Here is a 25,155-nt window from a genome sequence, read left to right on the forward strand (position 1 = left end):
AAGCCCAACTGCGCCCTCACCGGTTGTTCGATTTTGTTTTACCGATGCTGTTTGGCACAGGAGTTTTGTATATATCGCATTTATCCTGTTTGCTTTTTCTGCATATCCAAACCAGTTTTATTTGGGAAGTAAAGCAACCAGCGTGATAGCCGTGCTTACGTGCGGCAACCTGTTTTTCGCTGCAATAATTCTCTGGAATATTTATGGTAAAAAGCTGGATCCGTATCAATCAAATAAAGATCGCAACTGTCAAATAAGCTTGACCGAAAAATTGTTGATTTTTATCAGTATCGCCGCCACTGTATTTTTGATGATGAGCATAATTTTGGATGTGTACTATCTGGATCACCTGATGCCAACGTTTTTGAGCTTGTATTATGTGTTGTTGGCGATCATCCGTTTCCAGGTGCTGACACCCGTTCTGCAAATTGACGATACAGATTTTGAGGTGTATAAAGTTCAGTAGCGAATTTAGTGACATTTTTTGCACCGGTTTAGCCGAATGAGCCGTTTTTAACCATCACCTTTCGTTTATTTTTTGCAGAAAATAGTATGTGAATTTATATAAATAAGAAATTATCGGTGTATTCTTTATGCGTTAAAAGTGATGAAATATATTGTAAACATACAATTCTTATTCAACAATCATAAAATGGGAATCTATTTTATGATGTTTTTGTATGTCTAAAATAATTCTTACCGCCAGAATGCAAAGGCTTTCCGGAGGTTTCTAAGGGCGGGTAGATGTCATCTACCCGTTTTTTATATTAATTACACTGGTTTTCAAAAAAAAATTCAATTAATAGCAAAACACAAAGAAGATTTAACCAGTCAGAAATTTTTCGGAGGTTTCTAACAGCCGGCGATTCGGGATGTGTTTCGAAAAGCCGGTTATTTTTTTCTGATATTAAGGAAGGTATTGGAAGTTCAGCGCTTCTACTTTGGTCAGGAAAATATTGCGTCCACCCAGGCTGATCAATATAGTGTTGTCGAACTGTGCTTTTCCACGATAGCTGCCAACGGCAAACACATCGCCACGGCGATCGGCAATAATTCCCATCCCGAACTGATCCTCATCCCCTTCGATTTGAATAGCACCGGAAAATAATCCCTCCGGATTGAATTTGGCAATAAACACATCATCGCCGTTCCCGCTATCAAATGCGATGTCGCTGTCCGGGAACCGGATTTGCCCGGTAAAATGCCCGATTATAAAACTGTTCCCATCGCTGTCAACTGTTAATCCGCGAGCTGCCAGCCGGGTAAAATTTCCGGAGACCGGAATTGCCCACTGCAAGCGACAGTCCGGGTCGTATTTTGCGAGAAAAAGATTTCTGTTTATTTCATCGCCGGTGGGCAGTGCTTTTTCCAAGCGGCTATCACTAAAAAATACTTCCGGTCCGGAGTAGAAACCGGTGACCAGAATATTGTTCTGCGCATCAACTGCCAAATCGTGCGCCTCGTCCCTGTCCGCGCCGCCTGCCCGAACTGCTGAAATCAGGTTTCCATCCGGGTCATATTTGCTGATGAAAATATCATTCGAACCGACACTTTTTATCGTGTCCGAACCAAAATCGGCGGTGCCGGAAAATTGCCCCGCGATAATCACGTTCCCGAGTGCATCTGTGGCAATTGCCCGGGCGACATCTCCACCGGGCGTTGCGGCGCTGCCCGCCGTTCTGACCCACTGTAATTTTCCGTCGGGATTATATTTAACCACAAAAATATCGTTGCCGCCGCGCGTATCGATGGTTACGCTGTCGAACATTACCGTTCCGCCGAGGTTGTGATGCGCAAAGCTCCCGCAAACCAACACATTCCCGGCAGCATCGGCTGCAACATCATAACCGGCAACCGCGTAACTGCCCGAAGCATGGCTGATCCAGCGTATCTCACCATTTTCAGTATATTTGGCGATGAACAGATTCTCATTCGGGCCGCTGCTTTTTAGCTGAATATTATCAAAATCGACTTCGCCGATAAAGCCGCCCGTGATAATCAGATTGTTATTTTCATCCGTTGTAATGCCCAAACCCTGATTGTGACCGCTTTGCCCGGAGAGTGCGCCGCTGCCGCCGGTCTGTTTTGCCCATAGATTATTTCCGTCGGGGTCAAATTTTGCCACAAAAATATCGCCACCGTTTTGGCTGCGCAATTGTTGATTGTCAAAAAAAAGTGTCGAATCAAATTCGCCGGTGATGAAGGCGTTGTTCCGGTTGTCCAGTGCGATGCCCCATGCGTTGGTTTCCGATCCGCTGCTGGCAACCTCCGATACAAACACAAATCTCGCCAAAAAATACATCGCCGGCAACGCGATTGCAGCGAAGGCAATTAGCGCTAATTGCCACGACCAGCTTTTGGCTTGCCGACCCAAATGTTGCCGGGATGAAACAGCCACAGGGCGAATTGCCGGTTCCTGTTCACCCGTTGTTTCCACAATTTCCTGCAATTCTTCCCGGAATCGCAACGCTTCGAAACAGGTATTGCAATAAAAAGTATGTTCGTCAAACGCATCGCGCTCAATGTCCGTTAACTCGCCGGAAATATATTGGTCAATGACAGCATCACGGTCGGGAATGCCGCAGGTATCATCCACAATCCGGTAGGGAAAATACCGCTGGAAACCGTGTTCGTCATTTATTTCGTGTTTCATTGAGTATCCTAAAATTGCACTAATTTATATCTGACAATATTATCTTCATTAAATTTGTTGAAAAGTTGAAACATAAGCCAGCCCGTTAAACAGTGGTTTCGAACAGTTGATGTAATATCGACATCGCAAAAGCCAGTATGCCCAAATAGTCCGGTGCATCTAATTTTTTTCGCAATAATTTGATGGCATAATTGATCAACTCCGCCACTTTTGCGGTTGATTCCAGATTCATCGCATTTTTGATCTGGTTGTTTGATAAGCCGTCGATATGTTTTAATTTTAATATTTTCCAATATTTAGCGTGTTTTTTATTGCGTCGCAGCAGGTGGATTGTTTTGAACAAATCCTCTTTTCGCAATTTTTCTTCCAGATCAACTTGTTGATCGATCAGCTCAAAACGATCGTAAAATTGACGGTCAATCGAAATTTTAAAATGGATTTCCCGGTAAATTTTTTCCAGACCGTCATTGATTTTGTTTTTGGCGATGCCAAAAACCAGCGAAGGCAGATTGCCTTTTTCCGGGCTGTAATTTCCGTTGCGGATGTATAAAATGACCGATGTTAAAATTTGTTGACGGGTATCTTTTATCAGCGCCAGCCGGATATCCTCTTTAAACACATCATCCGGGCTGATTTTTCTGCTGACCAACCGGGTAACCTCATCCGCAAAATGTGAGTAAATTTGCGCTGCGGCGTCTTGCATTGCTGTGATTGCGATCAGCCCCTCCTGATATTCTTCATCGGAAAGATGGTTCCTGTCGATGCGCCTTTCCCATTCACCGCCCTGCCGGATAATGGAAATCCATTCCTGAAATTGTTGATCATTTTTCAAATGGTCGGAAGAATTTGAATCGCTCATCGAGGCCTTTACGGGATTATTCGCAAGATTACCGGTTAAATTTACGCATGTTAACTGAAGCAATGCAAGTGATTAACAATGGCGAAATTTGAAAACAAATTGTCATTTTCCGGGTTGCCTTAATCACAATTTTAATGTTAATTCTAAACATTAAAAATGATTATTCCGCAACCATTAACTGAGAAGCAGTGCATATGTCTATTCATCTTTTGAGCCAGAAAACCGGTCAATATGCCGGGTGGTTTATTGCTTTTATGTTGCTATTTCTTTTGGGATGCAGCAAATCTCCGGATTCAACACCTGTTGAAACCAATCAGGAGCCGGTGCTCGGTTGCGACGGACAAACGTATATCATGCCCTCCGAATCACCATATGTGTTACCTTTTCCGGTTGGGCAAACATTTCAAACCGGATTAACCAACTGCTCAAGTTCATTTCATGGCCCGGGGCAGCCGGATCAATATGCGTTTGATTTCAACATGCCTACCGGAACGCCGTTTGTGGCTGCACGCGGTGGAATCGTGTTCGAAGTTGTCGAAAATGCCTCCGGCAAAAACAACCTCGCCAAATTTACGAATAGCGATAATTATTCGATTGTTGGTAATTACGTTACCATCGATCACGGGGACAGCACGTTTGGATTGTATTTGCATTCACCGGACGATGGCATTGCTGTCACGGTGGGCGATTCGGTTCAACAAGGCGATGTTTTGGGCGTTACCGGTCGTTCCGGTTTGGCGGGATACCCGCATTTGCATTTTATTGTGGTCAAATATCCGCCGGAATTTCCTTATTCCGGCATTGCGGTATCTTTCAGTAATGCATTGCCTGCGGATGTTGTTTTGCAGGGCGATACACAATACAAAGCCGTTGCATATTGAAATATTCAGATAAGCGTTCGTTCAACATTGAAGCCCTTTAACCCGAAATGGAATAATCTCGCTCATGCTGCAGCGGCAAAGTTGATTGCCAATCAGTTGCCGGAATTTGATGCTGCGCAACTTGAACCTGCCGGAGAAGGTGATTTTTGTCTCGCGTTCCGATGCAGCGAGAAAATTATCCGGGTGGCGCGACACGCCGAAGCGGCCGCTGCGATTGAACGGGAAACCTGCGTTCTCCGCAAAATTGCTGCAGAACTGCCCCTGCCGGTTCCTCAACTATCGATTTATACGCCGGAAACATGTCCGCCATTTACGATGCACAACGAGATTGTTGGCGATGTGCTCACCCGGGAAATTTGGGAAAGACTGCCGGCTGTTTCGCAGGAAAAAGCTGTCGCAGATTTGGCAAATTTCCTGAAAGCACTACACTCCATCCCCGTCGAAATTGCCGACGACTGCGAATTGCCGCAACTGGATGCGGTTACAGTTGCGGCAAATTTGAGCGCAGCGGCAGCCAAAATTTCCCATCTGCTCGATCCGCAAAGCCGTTTGCTGCTCGCAGAAACCCTCGAAAGATGGGCAAACCCGCCAAACCCGGAAAAGCGGCAATCGCTGATCCATTGCGATATTGCACCGGGACATCTCCTTTTCGATCCGCAATCCGGCCACTTGACCGGCGTGATCGATTTTGGCGATATCGCCATTGGCAATACTGCCCGCGATTTTATCTACATTTACGAAGATTTTGGCGAGTCAATTCTCGAGTTGGTGCTCAATTATTACGCCGGAAAAAACGCGCCGGAAATGATGACCGAAATTCGCAAATGGTATCTGCTCGAAGCCATTTCGTGGGTAATCGATAAGTTTGAATCACAGGATCGGGTGGAGCTGGCGCACGGCATCGCCGAAATTGAGCGCGAACTCACAATTCTCAAAACATCTCTTGATGATTGAAAATTTGTTAATGTGGGTGATCGCGATGCCCAAATTTGGACAACCGCGTGATCACTCATTTGAAAAAACAAAACCTCGTAAAATTAATTACGAGGTTTTTGGTTAGGGATACTTTAACATCGGGCGATGGATAAAGTATCCGGGAAATTTATTTTGGGCAGCTCAATTCTCCGGGAAAATTAGAACATCCGGAATCTGACTGAAAAACTGAATCGCGATAACGATGGTTTGTTTTCAAAATCGATGCTGCCCTCTTTTTTCTCAAAAGATGATGTTGCGGTTTTTGTGTATTCCAAAATCAACGACATAATGCCCGCGCTTAAATCGATACCTGCGCCATAACTAAAACCGGTGCCGCTGTAATCGTATTCCCGAAGCTGGACTTGAGATGCAATGGCACCGTCAACGATTTGTAAATCATTGAGTGTATATTTTGTGAAGCTGGCATTTAAAAACGGGCGGAATCCACCGGAGAGCACATAGTAGCGAGCACCTATATCATGCATTACTAATGAATAAGCGTCAACATTCGCTTCGTTACAGTATTCATAATGCCAGTGATAAAACGCATCCAAATTGCTTAAAACACCATAACCCAATAGAAATCCTGCACCTACAACGTCCGCTTCAGAACGATTTTCCATTCGGCGAGTGGCAGTAAAAGCATTGTCATCCGGATTTCCATCCAGCGAAAATCCACCCATGGCCATTGATACACCTGCTGTAATTTTACCAGCTTGTGCGAAGGCGTTGTTATGCGTTGAGATGATCAAAAAACATGCGGTCAGTGCAAAAACGAATCCTTTCATAATGATCTCCTTTAAAAAGTGAACTGAATTTGATATTTGACAATCCTTTCGTATTCAAGCTACCCTAATTTGGGAAAATCAAATGCAGTTGTGCAATACGGCAAATGACGTAATTTTGTGATGGCAGCTTCAATGGATTGTTTTTGTTTTATTCGAAACATGCGAAAAAGCCGGTTTTGATACCGTTTTGAAAAACTGCAATGTTATTTTGAATCGATAGTTGTGCAGGTAAAAAAAGTGAATCGACAATCTGACATACGAAATGGAACCATCGCATGAGCCTTTTAAAAGGAGATGTGACGCAATTGCTGGCAGAATTGAGCGGCGGTAACCGCTCCGTTGTTGACCGGTTAATTCCGGTGGTTTATGATGAACTCCACCAATTGGCTGAACGCGAATTGCGAAGGGAGCGTGCCGGACACACCCTCAACGCAACCGCGTTGGTGCACGAAGCTTATGTAAAATTGATCGATCAACACCGGGTGGACTGGCAAAATCGCGCCCATTTTATGGCGATTGCTGCGCAATCGATGCGCCGGATTTTGATCAACTACGCCAAAAGCCGCAGCGCCCAAAAACGCGGCAGCGGTATGCCGGTGATCACCTTTATCGAAGAAGCAATGCCCCGCGAAACACCGCCCGAAGAATTACTGGCGCTTGATGAAGCGCTCACCCGATTGGAAAAATTAAACGAGCGGCAAAGCAAAGTGATCGAATACTGGTTTTTTGGCGGACTTACTCACGAAGAAATCGCCGACGTGCTGGAAATTTCCCTGCCCACCGTTCGCCGCGATTGGCGGTTCGCCCGCGCATGGCTCAGCCGGGAGTTGAAGCAGTGATTGGGTATTTTTAAGCAAAGGTGGTGTCTGTTTATTTAATCAAAAAAACAACATTTTGCCTCGCAATTAAAAACACTCAAGCGATAAAAAACCACAACCGATGTTCAGAAAAAGGATACCCATGGACAGCAACCGCTGGCAAAAAATACAGGAAATTTTTGATGCCGCAGCGGAACTCGACGCAGCGGAGCAGGCGATTTTTCTTCGAGAAAAATGTGCCGGCGATGAGGCGTTATTTCATGAAATTCAATCGCTGCTGGCGGCGGACAGCCAACCGCACAGCTTGATGGAAAGCCAGATCGCCAAACCCGAATTGCCGTTGTCGCCGAAGGAATTTGCCGGCGAAATCATCGGGTCGTACAAATTGGTCAAATTGATCGGGCACGGCGGGATGGGTTCGGTGTATCTGGCGGAGCGCGCCGACGGGCAATTTGAGCAGCAGGTCGCGCTGAAACTTATCCGTCCGGGGCTGAATTCAACAGAAATTTTGCGGCGATTTTGGGAAGAACGGCAGATTTTAGCGCGACTGCAACACCCGAACATCGCGCGGTTGCTCGATGGCGGCGTAACTGAAAACAAGCTGCCTTATTTCACCCTCGAATATGTGGATGGCGAACCCGTTGATACGTATTGCGATCGCCGCAAGTTAACGGTTGACCAGCGGCTGGCGCTGTTTCTGGAAATTTGCGATGCAGTGCAATTTGCCCACCGGAATCTGGTGATTCACCGCGATCTCAAACCCGGCAACATTCTCGTAACCCGCGATGGCAAAGTGAAGTTGCTCGATTTTGGCATCGCGAAAGTGTTCGGCAGCGAAGATGACGGCGAAAGCGGCGCACTCACCCAAACCGGACAGCATGTGCTCACCCCGGAATATGCCTCGCCGGAACAGGTGCGCGGCGAGGCGGTCACGACCGCTAGCGATATTTACGCCCTCGGCATGGTGCTTTACGAGCTGCTCAGCGGTTTTCGCGCATACAAAATTGCCACGCGAAGCATGGCTGAAATGGAGCGGATCATCTGTTCCACCGAACCGGCAAAGCCGAGCACCACTTTTCAGCCACCCGTTGCAAAAGTAACTGATGACCATTTGCCGGACACCCAACAAATCGCAACTGCCCGCAACACCAATCCGGAAAAATTGCGCCGGCGGTTGTCCGGCGATCTGGACAATATCTGCCTTATGGCGCTGCGCAAAGAGCCGGAACGGCGATACGCCTCGGTGGATCAGTTTGCGCAGGATATCCAGCGGCATCTCAACGGTTTGCCGGTCATCGCCCGCCCGGATACGCTGCAATACCGCACCCAAAAATTTGTCCGGCGGCACCGGTTGGGCATTGCATTTATGGCAATTTTATTATTGGTAGCGACAGCGCTCACCGCATTTTACACCGCAAAACTCACCCATCAGCGGGATATCGCTGTTCAGGAAGCCCGTAAATCGGAACAAATTACCCGTTTTCTCACCAATCTTTTTGAAGTTGCCGATCCCGGCGAATCCAAAGGTCGAACCGTAACGGCGAGCGAGCTTTTGCATCGCGGCGCGGCACGAATTGACACCGAGTTGGCGAATCAACCGGCATCGCAGGCTGCTATTCAGCAGGTTATCGGCGAAGTTTATCTCTCGTTGGGGCTTTACAGCGAGGGGCTGGAATTGCTGGAAAAAAGCCTTGCCACCCGCCGGAAATTGCCCGATCAGGAAACACCCGAATTGGCAAAATGTATGATCAGTTTGGCAAGTGCGCTGTTGGAAAATGGCGAATATCCGGAAGCCGAAAAATTATTGGATGAAGCTAAGTTGTTAATTTCAAATAAATTAGGTGATACTCATTATTTAATGGCATTTGTTGTAAATCACCTCGCCAGATCCCGCAATCAACAGGGCGATTTTGCCGGTGCGGAACCGTTGTATCGCCAGGCGCTGCGAATTTGGGAGCAAAACGGGCAGGGCGATTCGCTGGAAGCGTCCATCGTGATGAACAATCTGGGGTTGCTACTCGATGAACGTGGGCAGTATTTGGAATCTGAGGCAATGTATCGCGCAGCAGTTGATATTCAGACGAGGGTTCTGGGTGATTTGCATCCGGAAATTACCACAACCATGTTCAATCTCGGGCAACTCCTCCACAAAACCGGCAAATATGCTGCAGCTGAAGAAATGCTGCTGCAAGTGGTCGAAAATGATCGCAAAATGCTCGGTGAATCGCACCCGTATCTGGCATTCGATTTGAACAGCCTTGCCAGAGTCAGTGAAGTTCAGGGGAATTATGCGGTTGCAGAATCGTTGTATTTGCGGGCGCTGGATATCCGTCGGGAGGCGTTGGGTGCGGAACACCCGGATGTTATTTTTAATTTGAACGTGATCGGCAAAGTGCTCCAGTTGCAGGGAAAATATCACGAAGCGAACAATTACTATCGTCGTGCGTTGCGGGTGGGCAGCCGGTTTCTCGGGGAAGATCATCCCGAAAGGGCACATACATTGCGGCTGCTCTCCGCAAATCTGATGCTGCTGGACAGCCTCGATGCTGCCGAAAAATATCTCGATCAGGTTGAGGCGATTGACCGGAAGGTTCGCGGCACGGAGCATCCGGTTTATGGTGTTGATTTGTATGAGCGGAGCCGGTTGCTGACAATTCGCGGTGATGTTGACAAAGCTGCCGAGTTGATTCAGCGGTCATTGGAAATTTATCGAAAAACTTATGGTCCGGAGCATGTTGCGTTGGCTTCGACGATGTTGCAAATGGGGAAAATAGCGCTGAAACAAGGGAAAGTCCAATTGGCTGATTCCGTTTTTCGGGAATCGCTGCAAATTTACAGCAATAAATTGGGTGCGGAAAATGAGCAAGTCGGTTGGTTGCTGATGGCGCGTGCCCAAACAGCGTTGGCAGCCAACAAGGTTTTTGCAGCGGGTGATTTTATCACCAAAGGGCTGGCAATTTTGCAAAAACGACTGTTGCCGGAACATCCGCGATTACTGCATGCGCAATTGACCAAAGCCTGTTGGCTAATCGCCAGCGGTGATAATCAGTCCGCCGAAATACTCATCCAGCAAACACAAAAAATGTTGGCAAAACAGCTGAGCCCCCGCCACCGGTATGTCCGGGAAGCGGAGGCTCTGGCTGCGGAAGTATCAGTTTTGGCAACGCAGACGGAGTAGCCAAATCATGTTTTCTCATTCATTTTTTGACAGGACGAACAAGATTAACCGGATTTTTATACTGCAAACAATTTGAATTTATCCTGCCAGTCCTGTTATCCTGTCAACAAAACACAAACTGAAATGATGCATCAAATCTATTGAAATCAATTAGTTATCGCAGCAAAATCATCTTCCGGGTTTGCACAAAACTACCCGCCTGCAACCGGTATAAATACACGCCGCTAGCTACCTGCGCATCGAACCGGTTTCTGCCATTCCAGATAATCGTGTGTGTGCCCGCGGTTTGCTGCCCGCTCGCTAATTCGGCTACTTTTTCCCCGATCAGGTTGAAAATTTCCAGCTTCACTGTAGCAGATTTCGGCAATTGGTAGCGAATATGTGTTTCCGGGTTGAACGGGTTCGGGTAGTTTTGATACAGCACAAATTCATCCGCAAGCGCCGGATCGATGCCGTCATCAATGCCGGTAATGCCGATGCCCTGCAGCACATCCCCGACGATATCGCCGTGATTGCCGTTTACGGAAAAATCGCGCACGTCATCTGCGCCATCGCCGCCGATGCCCAAATCTTCCAGTTCATCAAATCGCCAGTAACCGACGATGCCCTGCTGCGCGATGCCGTAAACATCTGCGGATAGCGTATCGGTCAGCGCTTCGCGAATCTGTTCGCCGCTGCGTGCGATATGCCAGTAACGCACTTCGTCAATTGAGCCGCTAAACGGCGTGGTGAATGCCTGTCGTCCGCCGATGCGAAAATCATCCAGATTTTGGGCACTGCTGTGATCGCCGATGATCCCGTTGGCTTTCATCGCGTGAAACAGGTTGCCGTTGATGTAGGTCATGATCGCCGGTTCCGGTGCGTTGCTGTCGTATACCAACGCGATGTGTACCCATTCATTTTCTTTCGCAACGTATCCGGTGTTGGTCCATACCCAATGCGGCGAATCAACCGCGATTGCCCAGCGAATGGTGCCATCCGTGAAACGCGCAATTTCAAATTCGCCTTCGCGATTGATGATGATGCCGTCAACCGGCTGACTGGAAAGGCTGGCTTCCGGACGAATCCACGCTTCCAGCGTGATGGCGTCGCTGGCTTCCATGGTGGGAGAATTGCCCATATTCAAATATCCCGGATTGTTGGCGGTGGTGCGATTAAATGCCAGCGTATTGCCGGACAGGTTGACATCTTGCGCGACATTCGAAAATTCGCGGTTGTATGCCAGCGTGAGTGAATCGGGTTTCAGCCCGATAAATCCTTCGGAATCGCCGCTATGATTTACCGGTTTGTCTGTCCGGATGTGAACTTTTTGGCGGGTTTCATCGATGGAAATCCGCTCAATCGCGCCGCGACTTGCCCGCTGGAATTCGGTGAACGGATCGAGCGAGAACGGTGTGCCGCTCAAATCGACCTTTGCGAATGCGGTGTCCATGTGCGCAAAGGTCAACCGGATGCTGCCAAAAAATAGCGGTTCATTGCCATAAAATGTGCCCTGATCCGTGCTGATCCATTCGCGAACCGTGAAGGTTGTATCCTTTCCGTCAATTTTGAAATTGTCCGGATTGATGCGGATTTTTGAGAAATACACCCGGCGGTAGAACGTATCCTGAATCCAGTCGATGTAATTTGTTGTGTCGCTGCTGTTTGGCAGTGTCAAATATTCGCGCGGTGTGGCGAGTGGATCTCCGGTTTTTGGATCGTCGAACAGGCAAAATAATTTCGCCGGTTTATCGGGATCGCCGCCGGAGAAAAGCAAAAATTCGCCGCCGGGACTCGGTAACAAACCCGCAAATTCCTTTACTTCGGCTGCGTTTTTGTAAAGTGCCGGTAGGACAATATTTGATTCTGTCACATCGCCGCGAGCGTTCTCGACGAACACTTTGCCGGTGGTTTCTGCCGGAGATTCAAACGGTAAGTCATTGGTAAACAATGCGTTATTGCTGTCACTCAAATCGACTTCGCGAAGCTGGCCGTTTACCGTCACCTGCGCTTTCACCGATAAAATCGGGAAGTTGCCGGGAAACGCACTCACGTAAACATGCTTGAAATCCGGTGAAAACGTCGCCAGATCGACATTCGCAATTGGCGAACTGCCGGGACTCATCATCACCATTTGGGTATTGCGGAACATGCTCAGACCGAGCAAATTGCCCGGCTGACCCTGAGTATTCCATTCGTTAATCACTGCCGCCGATGGCGTTGAAACATACCAGTCATCCGGATACAACCGGTTGTCGATGTAGGTTTGTCCGCCGGTTTCGGTCACATCAAAAATATGGGAGAGCACATCGCTGAACGTGTAATCCAGCGTGTAATAATCCGTGCCGACATACACCTGATAGTGATAAATTTCGTCGTCACCGAGGTTGGCTTTGACATTCACGACCACCGGATCAATCTCGCTTTCGAAGCTCGACCACTCCACTTCAGCATCGTAACTTTGCGTATCAGGATTCCAGCGCACCACGTTTGCATCCACCTGTGTGACCACCAAACCCAGCGGCGCACCCATTTGGATGGCTTTCAATTCTTCCATCGTTAAAATGATGTCGTTATTTTGATTGTCTTTTTCGATGGCAATTGTGCCGGACGCCGGATAACGGCTGTTGGGCAAACCTTTCGGTTCCAGCCGATTGGCTGCCTGGTTCGGCGTGATTGTCGCGATGGTTTTTTCCCCGAGCACCAGATTGAAGGTCGGAACAACATCCAACGCCGTTGCGCTGCCAAGATTTTTCATAAAAACCCGCAACTTCAGTCGTGCAGCCTGGCTGGGATTGGTTGTTCGCGTGTCGCTCCAGTTGGTGCCGAAAGTGCTCGTGGTGCTTTGGGTGCTCGTCCAGGTGTGGGAATAGGATGCAGTCACTTCCGCACTGACCAGCTTAAACGGATTGAGTTCTGCGCCGACAGTTACGCTGCCGCCAACCTCGTCCGTGCTGCTCGTTTCGTTCGTGTATGAGCTGCTTTGCTCGCCGCCGCTCGTATTCGAAATTTCGGTGATGGGGATGACGTCGTAATCGGTCATCCCGATGCTGATCACCGGGCGGGCAGCCACCAGCGGATCGTTTTCCGGTGACGAAACACCGGCGGGCATGTTTACGCCGGAAACTTCCATATAATCGCTATACGGATCGCCGTCGGTGCTCCAACGCAGCGGATCGGTTCTGTAATAAACCACGCTGCTGTCGCCGTTCCAGGGTTGCAGTCCGTCAGCCGGATTGTATGTAAATCCGTTTATTTCCAACAAGTTATCGATGCCGTCTTCGTCGTCATCCGCCAGTGGCGATAGCGAAATGATATCGCCATTTTTCGCGATGAGTTCAATCATTTTGCCGGATGCCGTTTCGCGAATGCGAACTTCCTGCGCCAGCAATTGCTGTATGGCGGCAAAACTTAATACGAAAAACCAGACGGTAATTTTCGCAAATGCCAAAAGCTTGGTTTGATGATGATTCATTAGATCACCTCCGTTGAAATATTGCGTTAAACTTTCCCCCTACTTGATAACGCAACAAAACGCGATCAAAGTGATCATACTTTTTTGATTTTTTTTAGAATGGATTAAAAGGAAGGCAATTTGAGAACGGATTTGACAGTTCCGATCGAACGCTCTCAATTAAAAAAACGCTGAATTTCGGCGATGGTTTTGGGAAACGGTGCGTCCGCAACGCGATTTTTCCATTGCGCCCAAAGCAGTCGCACTTCATCAAATGTATCGATGTCCGATTCCTGCGGCAGCAGCGCAACCGAAATATGGTTCGAATTCGCAACTTCCATTGTTTTGACGAACACAGATGTTGTGCTCCACGGAATATTTTCGAACAGCGCCGGATTCGCCCGGCGCATCCCGACGAGGTAATAACCGCCGTCATTTGTGGGACCGAAAACAGCGTCGCTGCTGTCCAGTTTTTCGAATGCGAGGTTGATGCGCGCGGCGTCCAGCGTTGGCAAATCGCTGCCGATAATCGCGGCTTTGCGATAGCCCGCTGCCAGCGAATTGGCAATTGCGCCATTCATTTTTTCACCCAGATTTCCGGCAATTTGCGGCACAAAAGACAGATGTTCTCCGAGCCAGTCGCGCATTTGCGCTTCGCTTTCCGGCGGCCAAAAGTGGATTTGCAGATCAAATTGTTCGCTATTTTGAAGGTTGGCAACCAAGTCTTCGCACATTGCGCGAAACAGCCGGTACGAGCCCTCCGGCGAAATTTCCGGCTGCAACCGCGTTTTAACCGCACCGGGGCGCGGAAATTTCATAAAAATAATCAACAGATTTTCTGATTTAGTCATCAACTGTTGTCTCGGGTAGGGAACGTTCGTGACCGTTCCGATATAAACGATGCTGTTTTATTCCGTTTCATCATCGGTGTTCAGCCGGGCATTTTCCAGCACATCGCTGATGTAGCTCCACTCAAATCCCTTTGCCTGCAAATGCCGGATGAGCTTTTCGGCGCGTTTTCGTCCCGGCAAATGCGCGTTTCGCGCCAAAAATTTATCCGCCAATTCCTGAACAATCTCCGATTGTGTGTCATCTGAAAAATATTCATCGAGAACTGGCAAATAAATATCGCGGGAAATACCGCGTTTCATCAGCTTATCCTGCAGCAAGTTTTTGCTGCACGGGCGCAACAGCAGTTCATTCTGGATAAATTGGTGGCAAAATTGGCGGTCATTCACCAATTCCAGCCGTTCGAGATCGTCCAGCGCCGGATCGATATGTGCCGTTTCAAATCCTTTTTGCAGAGCTTTGAGCAGCAGCTCTCTCCGGCTGTGCGGCCGCCGCGAAAGGTAGCTGAGCAACTGGTCTTTCGCGCGACGGATACCGTCTTCCAACTGGATTTCGGCAAATTCGGTTTCGCCAAACGATTTTCCGGGTGAAATACTGTGTTTCAGCACCGTTTCCGGGCTGAACCAGCGCCCTTCGCCGTCATCCAGATACACGATAAATCGCTCCGGACGCCGCCGCTTGAATTCCATGTGAATGACAGTTGGCATATTCTTTAAAAAACAAAACCTCCCGGCGAATATCCCGGGAGGTTTTGAAGGTTGAGTCGAGTTAGCTTATTTTTTCTCTTTGGCCGGTTTGTTATTGGTTTCGGCTGTGACTTCGGCCATTTCTTCTTCCTGAATCAGGTTTAGTTTTTTGCGTACGGCAAGTTCAATTTTTTCCGCAAAATCCTGATTTTCTTTGAGATAAACCTTCACATTTTCACGTCCCTGACCGAGCCGGTCCTCGCCGTGGCTATACCAGGTGCCGCTTTTTTGCACGATGTTCATATCGCTCGCCAAATCCAGCAAGTCGCCGTATTTGGAAATACCTTCGCCATACATGATGTCGAATTCGCATTCTTTGAACGGCGGCGCAAGTTTGTTTTTGACAACCTTGACTTTGGTGCGGTTGCCGACCACATCCGTGCCGTTTTTGATAGCGGCAATGCGGCGAATATCCAGCCGGATCGAAGTGTAAAATTTGAGTGCTTTACCGCCGGTGGTCGTTTCCGGGCTGCCGAACATCACGCCGATTTTATCGCGAAGCTGGTTGATAAAAATGACGCAAGTATTTGATTTGCTTACAGTTGCAGTCAATTTCCGTAGCGCCTGCGACATCAATCGTGCCTGCAAACCCATGTGAGAATCACCCATTTCGCCTTCGATTTCCGCGCGGGGAACGAGCGCTGCAACCGAGTCCACCACAACCACATCCAGCGCACCGCTGCGCACCAGGGTTTCCACAATTTCCAGCGCCTGCTCGCCGTTATCCGGCTGCGAAACCAGCAGGTTGACCGTATCCACACCCAATTTGCGGGCATAAACTGGGTCCAGCGCATGCTCCGCGTCCACAAACGCGGCCAAACCGCCGGTTTTCTGCGCTTCGGCAATGACATGCAGGGTTAGCGTGGTTTTACCGGACGATTCCGGACCGTAAATTTCCACAATCCTGCCCCGGGGAATTCCGCCGATGCCCAGTGCATTGTCCAGCGAAATGGAGCCGGTGGAAATTACATCCATATGAATTTTGGGGCGATCGCCCAATCGCATAATCGAGCCTTTGCCAAACTGGCGTTCGATTTGGGTCATCGCCAAACCGATGGCTTTTTGCTTATCACCGTTTTCTGTACTCATAAAAAAGACCTCATTCAGGTATGCGTTTCAATATAAATAGTTGACAATTTTTGATAAAAATCGATAGTGAACACAATTACACCAAAATATAGAAAACGCGAATCTCATTTGCAAATAAAAATTCAGGTTTTTTGCAAATTGACAGATTTGAGCACAGAATAAATGGCGCCCTGCCGGGTGAGTTCGCTTTTCATCAGGTGAACCGATGCGACCGGAATGGCGATTTCGGGGAATGTTTTTGTGCGTAAATGCTCAACAATTGCAGCCGTTTGATGGGGATTTTTTACCCGACCGATGGTCAGGTGCGGCTTAAAGCGGCGGTTTTCGCGGGGAAAACCGATGGCTTCCAACTGCGCTTCGATGGCGGATTGCAACTGCAGCATTGCCGCCCAATCGGGCTCGCTGCCAGTTACGCCCACCCAAAAAACGTTCGGTTTTCGCCAGTTGGCAAATGCGCCGGGTTGTCCGCTGGCGAGCGCAAACGGCGCTGTAGTTGCGCAGGCATTTTCCAGCGCTGATTCAATTTGCGGACGCTGACTTTCCATGATGTCCCCCAAAAATTTGAGGGTGATGTGAATCGATTCCGGTTTCACCCATTTCACCGCGCCGGTTTCGGGCGGCATTCCGGCGATCAAATCGCCGAGCGCAGCAATTAATTTTTCCGGCAGGTGAATCGCGATAAATGTGCGTAGGGTTTGCATCTGGCATCTCCAAAAATTTCTGAAAAAATATAGCGCGACGGCAGAAATGGCACAAGCTGCATTTGGAATTTTGTTGCGGATGCGCTAACTTCGTCGCATCAAAACGGCAAAATTATTGGGGAGTGATTCATGAAAAAGTTATTGTTTTTGTTGATGTTATCCGTTGGCGTTTCCGCGCAGACGTTTTTCAGCACGCCGTTTGCGCACACCTATTCAATTGTTGCGGTGGATACCGTAACCGGGGAAATTGGCGCGGCGGTGCAATCGCACTGGTTTTCGGTTGGCAGCATTGTGATTTGGGCAGAAGCGGGTGTCGGCGCAGTGGCGACGCAGTCGTTTGTCAACCCGTCGTTCGGGCCGCGCGGATTGTCGCTGCTGAAATCGGGGATGACCTCGCAGCAAGCGGTAAACTCGTTGCTGGAAACCGATGACGGGCGCGATGTCCGGCAGCTTGCCATCATCGACGCACGGGGAAATGCGGCAACCCACACCGGCAAAGGCTGTATCCCGGATGCCGGGCATATCACCCGGAAAAATTATTCGATTCAGGCAAATATGATGCTCAATAATCGGGTGTGGCCGGCGATGGAAAAAGCCTTTCTCGACGCAAAAGGTCCGCTGGCGGAACGGCTGGTTGCAGCGTTGGAAGCGGCGCAGGCGCAGGGCGGCGATATTCGTGGCAAACAATCGGCGGCGCTGCTGGTGGTTCGCGGAAAATCGACCGGAAACATTTGGGAAGACCGGCTGGTGGATTTGCGGGTGGAAGATCATGCCGAACCGGTGCAGGAGATCAAACGATTGCTGCGGATGCATCGCGCATACGACCACATGAACGCGGGCGACTTGGCTATCGAACAAGATGATGAAGCCGGTGCGCTGCGCGAATATGGCGCTGCGATGGACATGTTCCCGGATAATCTGGAAATGAAATACTGGACCGCGGTTTCGCTGGTGAATATGAACCGCATGAGCGAGGCGCTGCCGATGTTCAAAGATGTGTTCAGCAAAGACAAAAATTGGCGGCTGCTGACATCGCGGCTGCAGCCGAAAGGCTTGCTGAAAGTTTCGCCGCAGCAGTTGCGGGAAATTTTGAATCAGTAGTGAACATAGGGGCGAGCGACCGCTCGCCCTTACTTTCCGAAAATGGTGATCAGTCCGCGCCGGAAATTCGGGTTCAGAAACCGGCGCAGCGCATCTTTCGGCGGGGAGGGTTTGCGCCACCCGCTAACTTTTGATTGCAGATGGGTGTTGTCGAACGCCAGCGTGCTGAAACGCGCTTCCACCTGTGTATCGCTGAGGATGCGCCCGATAATCACCGCCGATCGCTCCCAAATTACCGCCGCGCGATCGAACCGGGGCATCTCGTCAAAATCGACCATCCCGACCATTCCGCTGCCGGAAACGGCAATCACGCCGCCGTCGTCCATCACCTCAAATTGAATGGTTTGCCCAATTTTCACCGGATAATAGGCGCTTTTGAATTTGTGAATCAGGATGCCCGATTCGCGGATGTTTTTCTCAAATTTGCGCACCTGCCGCTCCACTTTTTCGTGATCCGATTGATATTGCGTCAACGCCTCTCGATAGGCCGCTTCCGCTGCTTCGGCATCGCGGATGTGCGTTTGCCATCGCTGAAAATCGCTGTGCCAATGGTTGCGCAACGGATGCAGCGCGTTCGACCAGCGCGTAAAAAATCGATCCAGCCGCAACTGCCCCAATCGTTCGATAAATTCGATTTGCTCCGATTCCCGCCGGAAATCTGGCGCGGCAGCAACCTCTTTTGCCAGCTTGTCGATCTGCGTCAGCAGCGATGGCGTTTTGGCTTCATCCAGAAACGGGCTGATGTTTTTTTCGGCGGAATAATACAAAAACAGGTTTGCCTTTGCGCGGGTCATCGCCACGTAAAACAGGCGGCGCTCCGCTTCCACATGGGCAATTTTGGCGACTTCGTCCGATTTGTCTTCCGAAACCACGAACGGCGCGGTGCCTTCGCTACTGCCCGGAACGAAAACCGTTTGCCACTCCAACCCTTTGGATTTATAAATAGTTAGCATCTTCACCGGCGGCAGGTTTCCGGGATTCGGGATCGGCTGAATTGTAATTTCCCGCAGATGCGCCAGAAATTCCCCGCAGCGCAGGTTTTTCATTTTGGCGAACTCGATCAACGCTTTCACGGTTTGCACGCGCGACTGCCCGATTTCCATCTGCCCGCTGATGCGAATGAGGTGCGATTCGTATTCGATTTGCTCCACCAGCCAGCCGAGCGTTTTGTGCGCCGGGCGTTTCAGCCGGAGCAGCAGCAGGCGGATCGTTTCGCAAAAATCATCGACCTGCTGCTGCACGCGTTTGGGCAGCACTTCCTTTTGATGTTTCAGCACATCAATCACCGAGCGGCGGGTTTGGCGGGACATTCGCTGTGCGCCGTCCACAATATCGCGGGAAATATAGCGGCGCGGTTTGTTGACGATATTTGCGAACATCTCGTGGTATTTCTTGATCTGCTTCGGATCTTCGGGAAATCCGCTTTCAGCAATTTCCGCCTCTGCGAACGCGAACGAGAGATACTGGAACAGCGGCAGCAGCTCGTCCCGTTTGTAAAATTCCGGCGCACCGACGATTTCGTACGGAATATTTTTCTCCATAAACGCGGCTTCGAGATGCGCGGTTTGCGAATACAACCGGATAAGCACCGCCATTTCACGGGTCGATTGTCCGGCGGCAATGCGATCAGCAATTTCCCCGGCGATGTGTTTGGCAATTTCCCACTCATCCTTTTGTGCGAGAATTTGGGTGCTGCCGCCGAATCCCCGGGTGAGGCTCAAAAATTTGGGATAGCGCCGTTTGTTGTGGGCGATTACCGCGTTGGCGGGTAAAATTTGCTGCGCGCAGGAGCGGAAATTATCGCTGATGGTGTATACTTTCGCACCGTAATTTTTCTCGAAATTGAGGATGAACGAGGGATTTGCGCCGCGCCATTCGTAAATGCACTGGTCGTCATCGCCGATGGCCATGTAATTGCGGTGCGGCGCGCTGAGCAGATCGAGCAGTTGGTATTGCGCGAAATTCACGTCCTGAAATTCATCTACAATAATAGAGCGATAGTTGTCCTGTGCAGATTGCAGAATTTCCGGGTGGCGGATAAGCAGCTCCCAACCCATCATCAGCATATCGTCGAATGTGATGATAAATTGCTGGGTCCGCAAATGCTCGAAAATTTTGTATGCCCGCAGATATTGCCCGTTTTCGTGCGTTGCGGCGCTGGCGATGTGCCGCGCAGCTTCCGGCAAACCGGCCGCTTCGAGATCCGCATATGCCAGATTCCCTTTCCAGATGGAAATCTGGTTTTTCAAATCCTCGCGATCTACATCCAGTTCGGTGATGTCCGTGCTATCCGCGATCGCCATTTGCGTCAGCGTTTTGCCGATCAGCATTCCGGTGAGATTGTCCTCGCCGGTGTTGCGCAACCAGTTTTTGTCCAGAAAACCGCGCTGCACTGCCCCGCGAATCACCCGGAATCCGAGCGAGTGCAGTGTGCGGCAATCCACGCCGTTACTGCCCGTCGGGACGTTCAGCCGCTGCAACTGCCCGACGATATCCGCCACCGCGGAATTGTTGAATGATGTCGCTAAAATTTGTTGCGGCTGGCATAACTGCTGCGCAATCATATTGCGGATGCGATGCACCATGCAGGTGGTTTTCCCCGCGCCGGCGACCGCAAAAACCAGTGCGGGACCTTCCAGATGTTGTATGATTGCCAATTGCTGATCGGTAAGCTTCATCCGCCGTTCTCAAATTTGTGATGCACAAATGTATACGTTCAATTGTTTTGAGGCAAAAGAAATATTCGAAATCACCCAGCAGTTGCGGCATTACACTCAATAATTCGCTGCCCGGGAAACGGGTGTGATGTGCATCATTGAAAAAGTTTGCTCAATAAAAACAATAGCTTACGATCGAAAAACACTGCCGTGTTTGATGAGTTTCAAACTTTGTCATCATATTTGTTAATAGAAATAATGATGTGCGCAGTTCGGGTGGGCGTGTCGTTTGCGCTGCAATTTGAAAATGAATTGAATCGTAAGTTGTGTGCAGCGGCGGTCGTTCAATCGCTGATCAAAAATGTAAAAAATATCGCGATTCCCACATATCACACCCTCCTGATAGCTACATTACGCTTTGGGAATCCGATTATGAAAGCGTAATACCTACCGATTCTCGTCACTGTCGGCGTTGAACCACCGTCGGCAGTGACATTTTTTTATTGAAAACTTCCCAAAAAAATTATCGCTGTGCGACAAAAAAGATGCGTTCGTGATCTTCCGGATTGTGAATGTTTTGCGACAAATCGTTTGCCGAGCAGAAACGCACATTCCGGAAACCGAGGTAAATGAGGTAGGAAAAAATTTCGCGCAAATTATAAACAAAATTGGTCAGTGACTGATCGAAGCGCTCGAATTGTCCGGTTTCGTTTTTCACAAATCCGGTGATTTCGAGAATGGAGCAGGCGTTGCGCGCGTCGAAAATGCTGCGGCTGATCATCAAAACCTCCTGCTGATCCATCACTTGAATGTTGGTGAACTGGCGCAAACCCCGCTCCGTATTCATGTCGAAAATCAGCCAGCCATCGTCCAGCAGCATGGTTTTGGCATTTGCGAGCGTTTGTTTAATTTGCTGGATTTCCGGCAGATGATTGAACGAATCGTAAGTGGAAACCACCAGCCCAAACTTGTTGTCAATATTAAATTTACTGACATCGGATTCGATAAATTGCGCCGCACCGTTTGCCAAAAAATCAGCGGTTTTTTCGCGAGCGAGATCCAGCATTCCCGCAGAAATATCCACACCGGTCACCGGAAATCCGTTTTGGAGAAAATGCAACGCCAGATCGCCGGTGCCGCAACACAAATCGAGCACGGGCAGTTTTTCTTTTCCGGCGGCGGTGTTGCTGTAAAAATCGCAGATCATCGGCGCTGCGCTGCGCCCAAACGCCGGCCAATACATATCGTAAATTAATGGGAACAATCCGGTGTAAATATTCACTGTAAAAATCCTGCTTTTTTGAACAATAAAGTAAGTGGATAATAGTAACCTGCGACTAGCGCGTCATGCCCGTCCCGATGTATCGGGATTATCGGGCATCCAATATGTTAAATGCAAATTTACGTTATCCAACAAATTAGAATTATCGACAAGTTAGGCAAAATTTTGAACCGACGGTTATTGCCATCTACAGAATCATTCAAATTGCACTTGACAGCTTTGGCGAATCCCGCTAAACTTGTGCGAAAGAAGCGAATGCGAAAAACGAATGAGAATATATTGGTGATGAATATTAAAAAATCCATGATTTTACGATGGTTTACACTCTGTTCGGTGATTGCTGTTGTCAATTTTTGGGGCTGCGAAACAGCGGAGCAGCAGAAAAAATCCGATCAGCCGGTCATCGCAACTGTCGGCTCCGACGAAATTACCCTCGATGATTTCCGGCGATTTTACGAATACGACCCCAATTTTGGGGTGGATTCCAGCGGAATCGGCGCGTTGCGCAGTCAGTTGGAAAAGCAGATCGATTACCTGTTAGCCTACCAAAAAGCCCAACAAACGGGATTGACCGACAGCAGCTATTTCACAAAAGCGCGCGAATGGGAGTTGCAGCAGGCGATGCTGCGGCAGTTGTATCGCGAAATGGTGCAAAGCGATGTGGCAATTTCCGATGCGGATTTGCAGCAGGCTTTCCGTGAATACAACACCGAAGTGCGGGTGCGTCATCTGTTTTCACCCGATTATCGGCAAATTGTGGCATGGCAGGATTCGCTGCAAAATGGCGTGCCGTTTGCGCGATTGGCGAAACAGGCGTTTCGCGACAGCACGCTTTCGGCAAATGGCGGCGAACTCGGCTGGCAAAAATCCGGCGATTTGGAGGAGGAATTTGCAGCGGTGGCGATGCAACTGCCGCCGAACACCGTCAGCAATCCGGTGAAAACGCGTTTCGGGTTTCACCTCATCGAAGTGCTGGATCGCCGCGAACCGCAAATTTTAACAGAATCCGTTTTCGAAAGCCAGCGCCCGAGCCTGGAAAAACGGCTGCGCCGCAAACGGGAGCAGGTTGCTGCCAATCAATTTATCAGCGAATTTATCGGCGACAAAAATCCACAGCCGGTGGAGCAGGGTTTTCGGCAATTGTGGAATGCGCTCACTAAAAACGCATCCGGAGAGCAGCCGCGCATGCAATTCCGCAACTCACTCGACGATCAGCAATTGGCGACGGTCAAAGTGCAACTTGCCAAAAATTTGGGTGATCCGCTGGTGCAATACTCAGGCGGAGCGATCTCCATCGGCGATTATTTGGCGTCGCTGTCGCAAATGCCGTTGGGCGATCGTCCAAAATTCCAGTCACCGCGCCAGTTTTCCGACCATTTGGGCATTTGGGTGCGCAACCGGTTTTTGCTGGAAAAAGCCCGGAAATCCGGGCTGGAAAACCATCCGCGCGTGACGCGTGAAATGCACGATTTCGCGACGGAATTTGCATTTCTGCTGTATCTGCGCGATGAAATTCCGGGCATCAGCATTCCAGATTCTGTTGCCGCATATTTCGAAAACGGGCGAAAAGCGGCAGATATTCCCGCCGGAAATCCCGATGTGCGCAACCACCACACGCTGCAAAGCTGGGCATGGAGTGAGGCAAATCGCCGGTTGCACAGCAAATTGCGCACAGAAAACGCCCCGGAAATCCGCATCGATGAAGCATTGTTGCAGCAGGAAAATGCGTTGATCGACTGGGAAAACCGCATCCGCATGTTTATGATTCGCAAGCCTTCCTGATTCCTGATTAACCGTCGTTAAAAAACGGGAAAATATACACTTAAGGCGTTAATCGTTTAACCTAACGCGCAAAATGTTGCAACCCGGTGCTGCCCGAAAGCAGTCGCGGCGATTTGAAAAAACAGCCTTTTTGATACAAAAACAGTGTTTATTTTGCGACAATTGCAAACCTTCTGATAATTTCTCAAAATCAGGTCAAAAAAATTCCCCAAATTAAGTCTTGACATTTCTTGCCAGGTGTCGTTATATTCATTCAACAAGTTAAACGTTTAACTAATGGCGGTTCGATGAGCACGACGATCAGAGATGTTGCCAAAAAAGCGAACGTATCTACCGCAACCGTTTCACTGGTGATCAATAATCACAAACGCATATCACCGGCGACGCGGGCAAAAGTGCTCAGCGCCATCAAAACACTGGATTATCATCCCAGCCGGTCTGCCCGCGGGCTGGTATCCAATCGCACCGGAAATATCGGTTTTATTCTCCGCGAAGATCACTTTTCGAAAAGCGAGCCGTTTTACACAAAGGTGTTTCTCGGTACCGAATTTGAGGCACGCGAACACGAGTTTTACGTTTTACTGACCACTGTTTCCCCGGAATTTCACAAAGGCGAAGTATTGCCCCGTTTTGTTTTGGAACGCAATGTTGACGGCATTATCATCGCCGGAAAAGTGCCGCAAGAGCTGACCGGGCGATTGGGCGAATACAAATTGCCGCTGGTATTTGCGGATTATTATCCGCCCGAAGGCAAATATTCGATGGTGCTGATCGATAACATCGCCGGCGGCGCAGATGCGACAACTCACCTCATCCAACGCAATCACCGCAATATTGCTTTTGTTGGCGGCGATATCGAACACCCCAGTATTCTGGAGCGGCTTCAGGGTTACAAAATTGCTTTGGAAAAAGCAAACATCCCGGTTCGGAATGAATGGATAATTACCGACGCTGTTTCGACCAACACGGAAAGCGGCTATCTTTCTGCAAAATATTTATTTGACCGTAACCCGGATGTCACTGCTGTGTTCTGCTGTAACGACGCAATGGGAATTGGTGTGATTAAGTATTTGAAAGAAAAGGGTTTACGTGTTCCACAAGATATATCTGTTATCGGTTTTGATGATGTGGAAATGTCCGCATTTATCGATCCGCCACTGACAACCATGCGAGTGCCCAAAGAAGAAGTGGGTGTGCATGCCATGCGCCTCATCCGGCAAGTTATTCAAACCGATGCCAAACCGCACAAAATTTTAGTACCCGTTAAGCTGATTGAGCGAGAATCAACGCGGCAGTTATAAATTGATTTTTATTCGTCTCAAATAATTGGTGGAAGGTTCCACCGCATCCATTTTATTAAACC

General features: G+C 49.2%; 19 protein-coding genes. 9 read left to right on the top strand and 10 right to left on the bottom strand.

Going from position 1 to position 25,155, the window contains the following annotated elements:
• Positions 1–121 precede the first annotated feature (121 nt).
• On the top strand, positions 122–466 hold the full coding sequence (locus tag H6629_09670; protein ID MCB9068061.1) for a hypothetical protein: 345 nt from the start codon (positions 122–124) through the stop codon (positions 464–466).
• Positions 467–907: 441 nt separating this feature from the next.
• Here H6629_09670 and H6629_09675 read toward each other — a convergent pair whose 3' ends face one another.
• Together H6629_09675 and H6629_09680 are read right to left on the bottom strand one after the other, a co-directional pair.
• A complete protein-coding gene (locus H6629_09675; GenBank protein MCB9068062.1) occupies positions 908–2,653 on the bottom strand; it encodes a hypothetical protein in 1,746 nt (581 codons plus the stop codon).
• An 85-nt stretch (positions 2,654–2,738) separates the two neighbouring features.
• Positions 2,739–3,512: a sigma-70 family RNA polymerase sigma factor gene (locus H6629_09680; protein MCB9068063.1), complete on the bottom strand. Its 774-nt coding sequence runs from the start codon at positions 3,510–3,512 to the stop codon at positions 2,739–2,741.
• 194 nt (positions 3,513–3,706) lie between these two features.
• Between H6629_09680 and H6629_09685 the strand changes: the two genes are divergently transcribed.
• Together H6629_09685 and H6629_09690 are read left to right on the top strand one after the other, a co-directional pair.
• Positions 3,707–4,393, top strand: coding sequence for a M23 family metallopeptidase (locus tag H6629_09685; GenBank protein ID MCB9068064.1), 687 nt, complete (start codon positions 3,707–3,709; stop codon positions 4,391–4,393).
• Between the two features lie 27 nt (positions 4,394–4,420).
• Complete coding sequence (locus tag H6629_09690) at positions 4,421–5,347, top strand: aminoglycoside phosphotransferase family protein (GenBank protein ID MCB9068065.1); 927 nt, start codon at positions 4,421–4,423, stop codon at positions 5,345–5,347.
• Positions 5,348–5,526: 179 nt separating this feature from the next.
• On the opposite strand, the gene H6629_09695 is transcribed toward H6629_09690, so the two are convergent.
• Positions 5,527–6,120, bottom strand: coding sequence for a hypothetical protein (locus H6629_09695; protein ID MCB9068066.1), 594 nt, complete (start codon positions 6,118–6,120; stop codon positions 5,527–5,529).
• Positions 6,121–6,431: 311 nt separating this feature from the next.
• Between H6629_09695 and H6629_09700 the strand changes: the two genes are divergently transcribed.
• Positions 6,432–6,995, top strand: a complete 564-nt coding sequence (locus tag H6629_09700) for a sigma-70 family RNA polymerase sigma factor (protein MCB9068067.1) — start codon at positions 6,432–6,434, stop codon at positions 6,993–6,995.
• 121 nt (positions 6,996–7,116) lie between these two features.
• Positions 7,117–10,152, top strand: coding sequence for a serine/threonine protein kinase (locus H6629_09705; GenBank protein ID MCB9068068.1), 3,036 nt, complete (start codon positions 7,117–7,119; stop codon positions 10,150–10,152).
• A gap of 154 nt (positions 10,153–10,306) precedes the next feature.
• Here the strand turns inward: H6629_09705 and H6629_09710 are convergent, their stop codons facing one another.
• The 5 genes from H6629_09710 to thpR all read right to left on the bottom strand — a co-directional run bounded on the left by H6629_09710 (position 10,307) and on the right by thpR (position 16,970).
• Complete coding sequence (locus tag H6629_09710) at positions 10,307–13,606, bottom strand: T9SS type A sorting domain-containing protein (protein MCB9068069.1); 3,300 nt, start codon at positions 13,604–13,606, stop codon at positions 10,307–10,309.
• A gap of 155 nt (positions 13,607–13,761) precedes the next feature.
• Positions 13,762–14,436 carry a TIGR04282 family arsenosugar biosynthesis glycosyltransferase gene (locus H6629_09715; protein ID MCB9068070.1) on the bottom strand — a complete coding sequence of 225 codons (675 nt, stop codon included), beginning with the start codon at positions 14,434–14,436 and terminating at the stop codon, positions 13,762–13,764.
• 57 nt (positions 14,437–14,493) lie between these two features.
• Positions 14,494–15,141 carry a RecX family transcriptional regulator gene (locus H6629_09720; GenBank protein ID MCB9068071.1) on the bottom strand — a complete coding sequence of 216 codons (648 nt, stop codon included), beginning with the start codon at positions 15,139–15,141 and terminating at the stop codon, positions 14,494–14,496.
• A gap of 66 nt (positions 15,142–15,207) precedes the next feature.
• Positions 15,208–16,269: a recombinase RecA gene (gene recA, locus H6629_09725; GenBank protein ID MCB9068072.1), complete on the bottom strand. Its 1,062-nt coding sequence runs from the start codon at positions 16,267–16,269 to the stop codon at positions 15,208–15,210.
• A 122-nt stretch (positions 16,270–16,391) separates the two neighbouring features.
• Complete coding sequence (gene thpR, locus H6629_09730) at positions 16,392–16,970, bottom strand: RNA 2',3'-cyclic phosphodiesterase (protein MCB9068073.1); 579 nt, start codon at positions 16,968–16,970, stop codon at positions 16,392–16,394.
• 129 nt (positions 16,971–17,099) lie between these two features.
• Between thpR and H6629_09735 the strand changes: the two genes are divergently transcribed.
• Positions 17,100–18,071 carry a DUF1028 domain-containing protein gene (locus tag H6629_09735; GenBank protein ID MCB9068074.1) on the top strand — a complete coding sequence of 324 codons (972 nt, stop codon included), beginning with the start codon at positions 17,100–17,102 and terminating at the stop codon, positions 18,069–18,071.
• A 29-nt stretch (positions 18,072–18,100) separates the two neighbouring features.
• Here the strand turns inward: H6629_09735 and H6629_09740 are convergent, their stop codons facing one another.
• A complete protein-coding gene (locus H6629_09740; protein MCB9068075.1) occupies positions 18,101–20,749 on the bottom strand; it encodes an ATP-dependent helicase in 2,649 nt (882 codons plus the stop codon).
• Between the two features lie 240 nt (positions 20,750–20,989).
• Here H6629_09740 and H6629_09745 point away from each other — a divergent pair, with 240 nt between their 5' ends.
• Complete coding sequence (locus H6629_09745) at positions 20,990–21,172, top strand: hypothetical protein (protein MCB9068076.1); 183 nt, start codon at positions 20,990–20,992, stop codon at positions 21,170–21,172.
• A gap of 79 nt (positions 21,173–21,251) precedes the next feature.
• Here H6629_09745 and H6629_09750 read toward each other — a convergent pair whose 3' ends face one another.
• Complete coding sequence (locus H6629_09750; protein ID MCB9068077.1) at positions 21,252–22,010, bottom strand: class I SAM-dependent methyltransferase; 759 nt, start codon at positions 22,008–22,010, stop codon at positions 21,252–21,254.
• A gap of 255 nt (positions 22,011–22,265) precedes the next feature.
• Between H6629_09750 and H6629_09755 the strand changes: the two genes are divergently transcribed.
• Both H6629_09755 and H6629_09760 read left to right on the top strand, forming a co-directional pair.
• Positions 22,266–23,792, top strand: coding sequence for a peptidylprolyl isomerase (locus H6629_09755; GenBank protein MCB9068078.1), 1,527 nt, complete (start codon positions 22,266–22,268; stop codon positions 23,790–23,792).
• A 287-nt stretch (positions 23,793–24,079) separates the two neighbouring features.
• Positions 24,080–25,093 (top strand): LacI family DNA-binding transcriptional regulator, encoded by a 1,014-nt coding sequence (locus H6629_09760; GenBank protein MCB9068079.1) that lies wholly within the window; start codon positions 24,080–24,082, stop codon positions 25,091–25,093.
• Positions 25,094–25,155 lie beyond the last annotated feature (62 nt).

The organism is Calditrichia bacterium, assembly GCA_020634975.1.
In the GTDB taxonomy this organism is placed as follows: domain Bacteria; phylum Calditrichota; class Calditrichia; order RBG-13-44-9; family J075; genus JACKAQ01.

Excerpts from the sequence above, each read along its gene's own strand:
- H6629_09675 (MCB9068062.1), bottom strand. The coding sequence starts at position 2,653 with ATGAAACACGAAATAAATGACGAACACGGTTTCCAGCGGTATTTTCCC.
- H6629_09680 (MCB9068063.1), bottom strand. The coding sequence starts at position 3,512 with ATGAGCGATTCAAATTCTTCCGACCATTTGAAAAATGATCAACAATTT.
- H6629_09685 (MCB9068064.1), top strand. The coding sequence starts at position 3,707 with ATGTCTATTCATCTTTTGAGCCAGAAAACCGGTCAATATGCCGGGTGG.
- H6629_09700 (MCB9068067.1), top strand. The coding sequence starts at position 6,432 with ATGAGCCTTTTAAAAGGAGATGTGACGCAATTGCTGGCAGAATTGAGC.
- H6629_09705 (MCB9068068.1), top strand. The coding sequence starts at position 7,117 with ATGGACAGCAACCGCTGGCAAAAAATACAGGAAATTTTTGATGCCGCA.
- H6629_09710 (MCB9068069.1), bottom strand. The coding sequence starts at position 13,606 with ATGAATCATCATCAAACCAAGCTTTTGGCATTTGCGAAAATTACCGTC.
- H6629_09715 (MCB9068070.1), bottom strand. The coding sequence starts at position 14,436 with ATGACTAAATCAGAAAATCTGTTGATTATTTTTATGAAATTTCCGCGC.
- H6629_09720 (MCB9068071.1), bottom strand. The coding sequence starts at position 15,141 with ATGCCAACTGTCATTCACATGGAATTCAAGCGGCGGCGTCCGGAGCGA.
- recA (MCB9068072.1), bottom strand. The coding sequence starts at position 16,269 with ATGAGTACAGAAAACGGTGATAAGCAAAAAGCCATCGGTTTGGCGATG.
- thpR (MCB9068073.1), bottom strand. The coding sequence starts at position 16,970 with ATGCAAACCCTACGCACATTTATCGCGATTCACCTGCCGGAAAAATTA.
- H6629_09735 (MCB9068074.1), top strand. The coding sequence starts at position 17,100 with ATGAAAAAGTTATTGTTTTTGTTGATGTTATCCGTTGGCGTTTCCGCG.
- H6629_09740 (MCB9068075.1), bottom strand. The coding sequence starts at position 20,749 with ATGAAGCTTACCGATCAGCAATTGGCAATCATACAACATCTGGAAGGT.
- H6629_09745 (MCB9068076.1), top strand. The coding sequence starts at position 20,990 with ATGTGCGCAGTTCGGGTGGGCGTGTCGTTTGCGCTGCAATTTGAAAAT.
- H6629_09755 (MCB9068078.1), top strand. The coding sequence starts at position 22,266 with ATGCGAAAAACGAATGAGAATATATTGGTGATGAATATTAAAAAATCC.
- H6629_09760 (MCB9068079.1), top strand. The coding sequence starts at position 24,080 with ATGAGCACGACGATCAGAGATGTTGCCAAAAAAGCGAACGTATCTACC.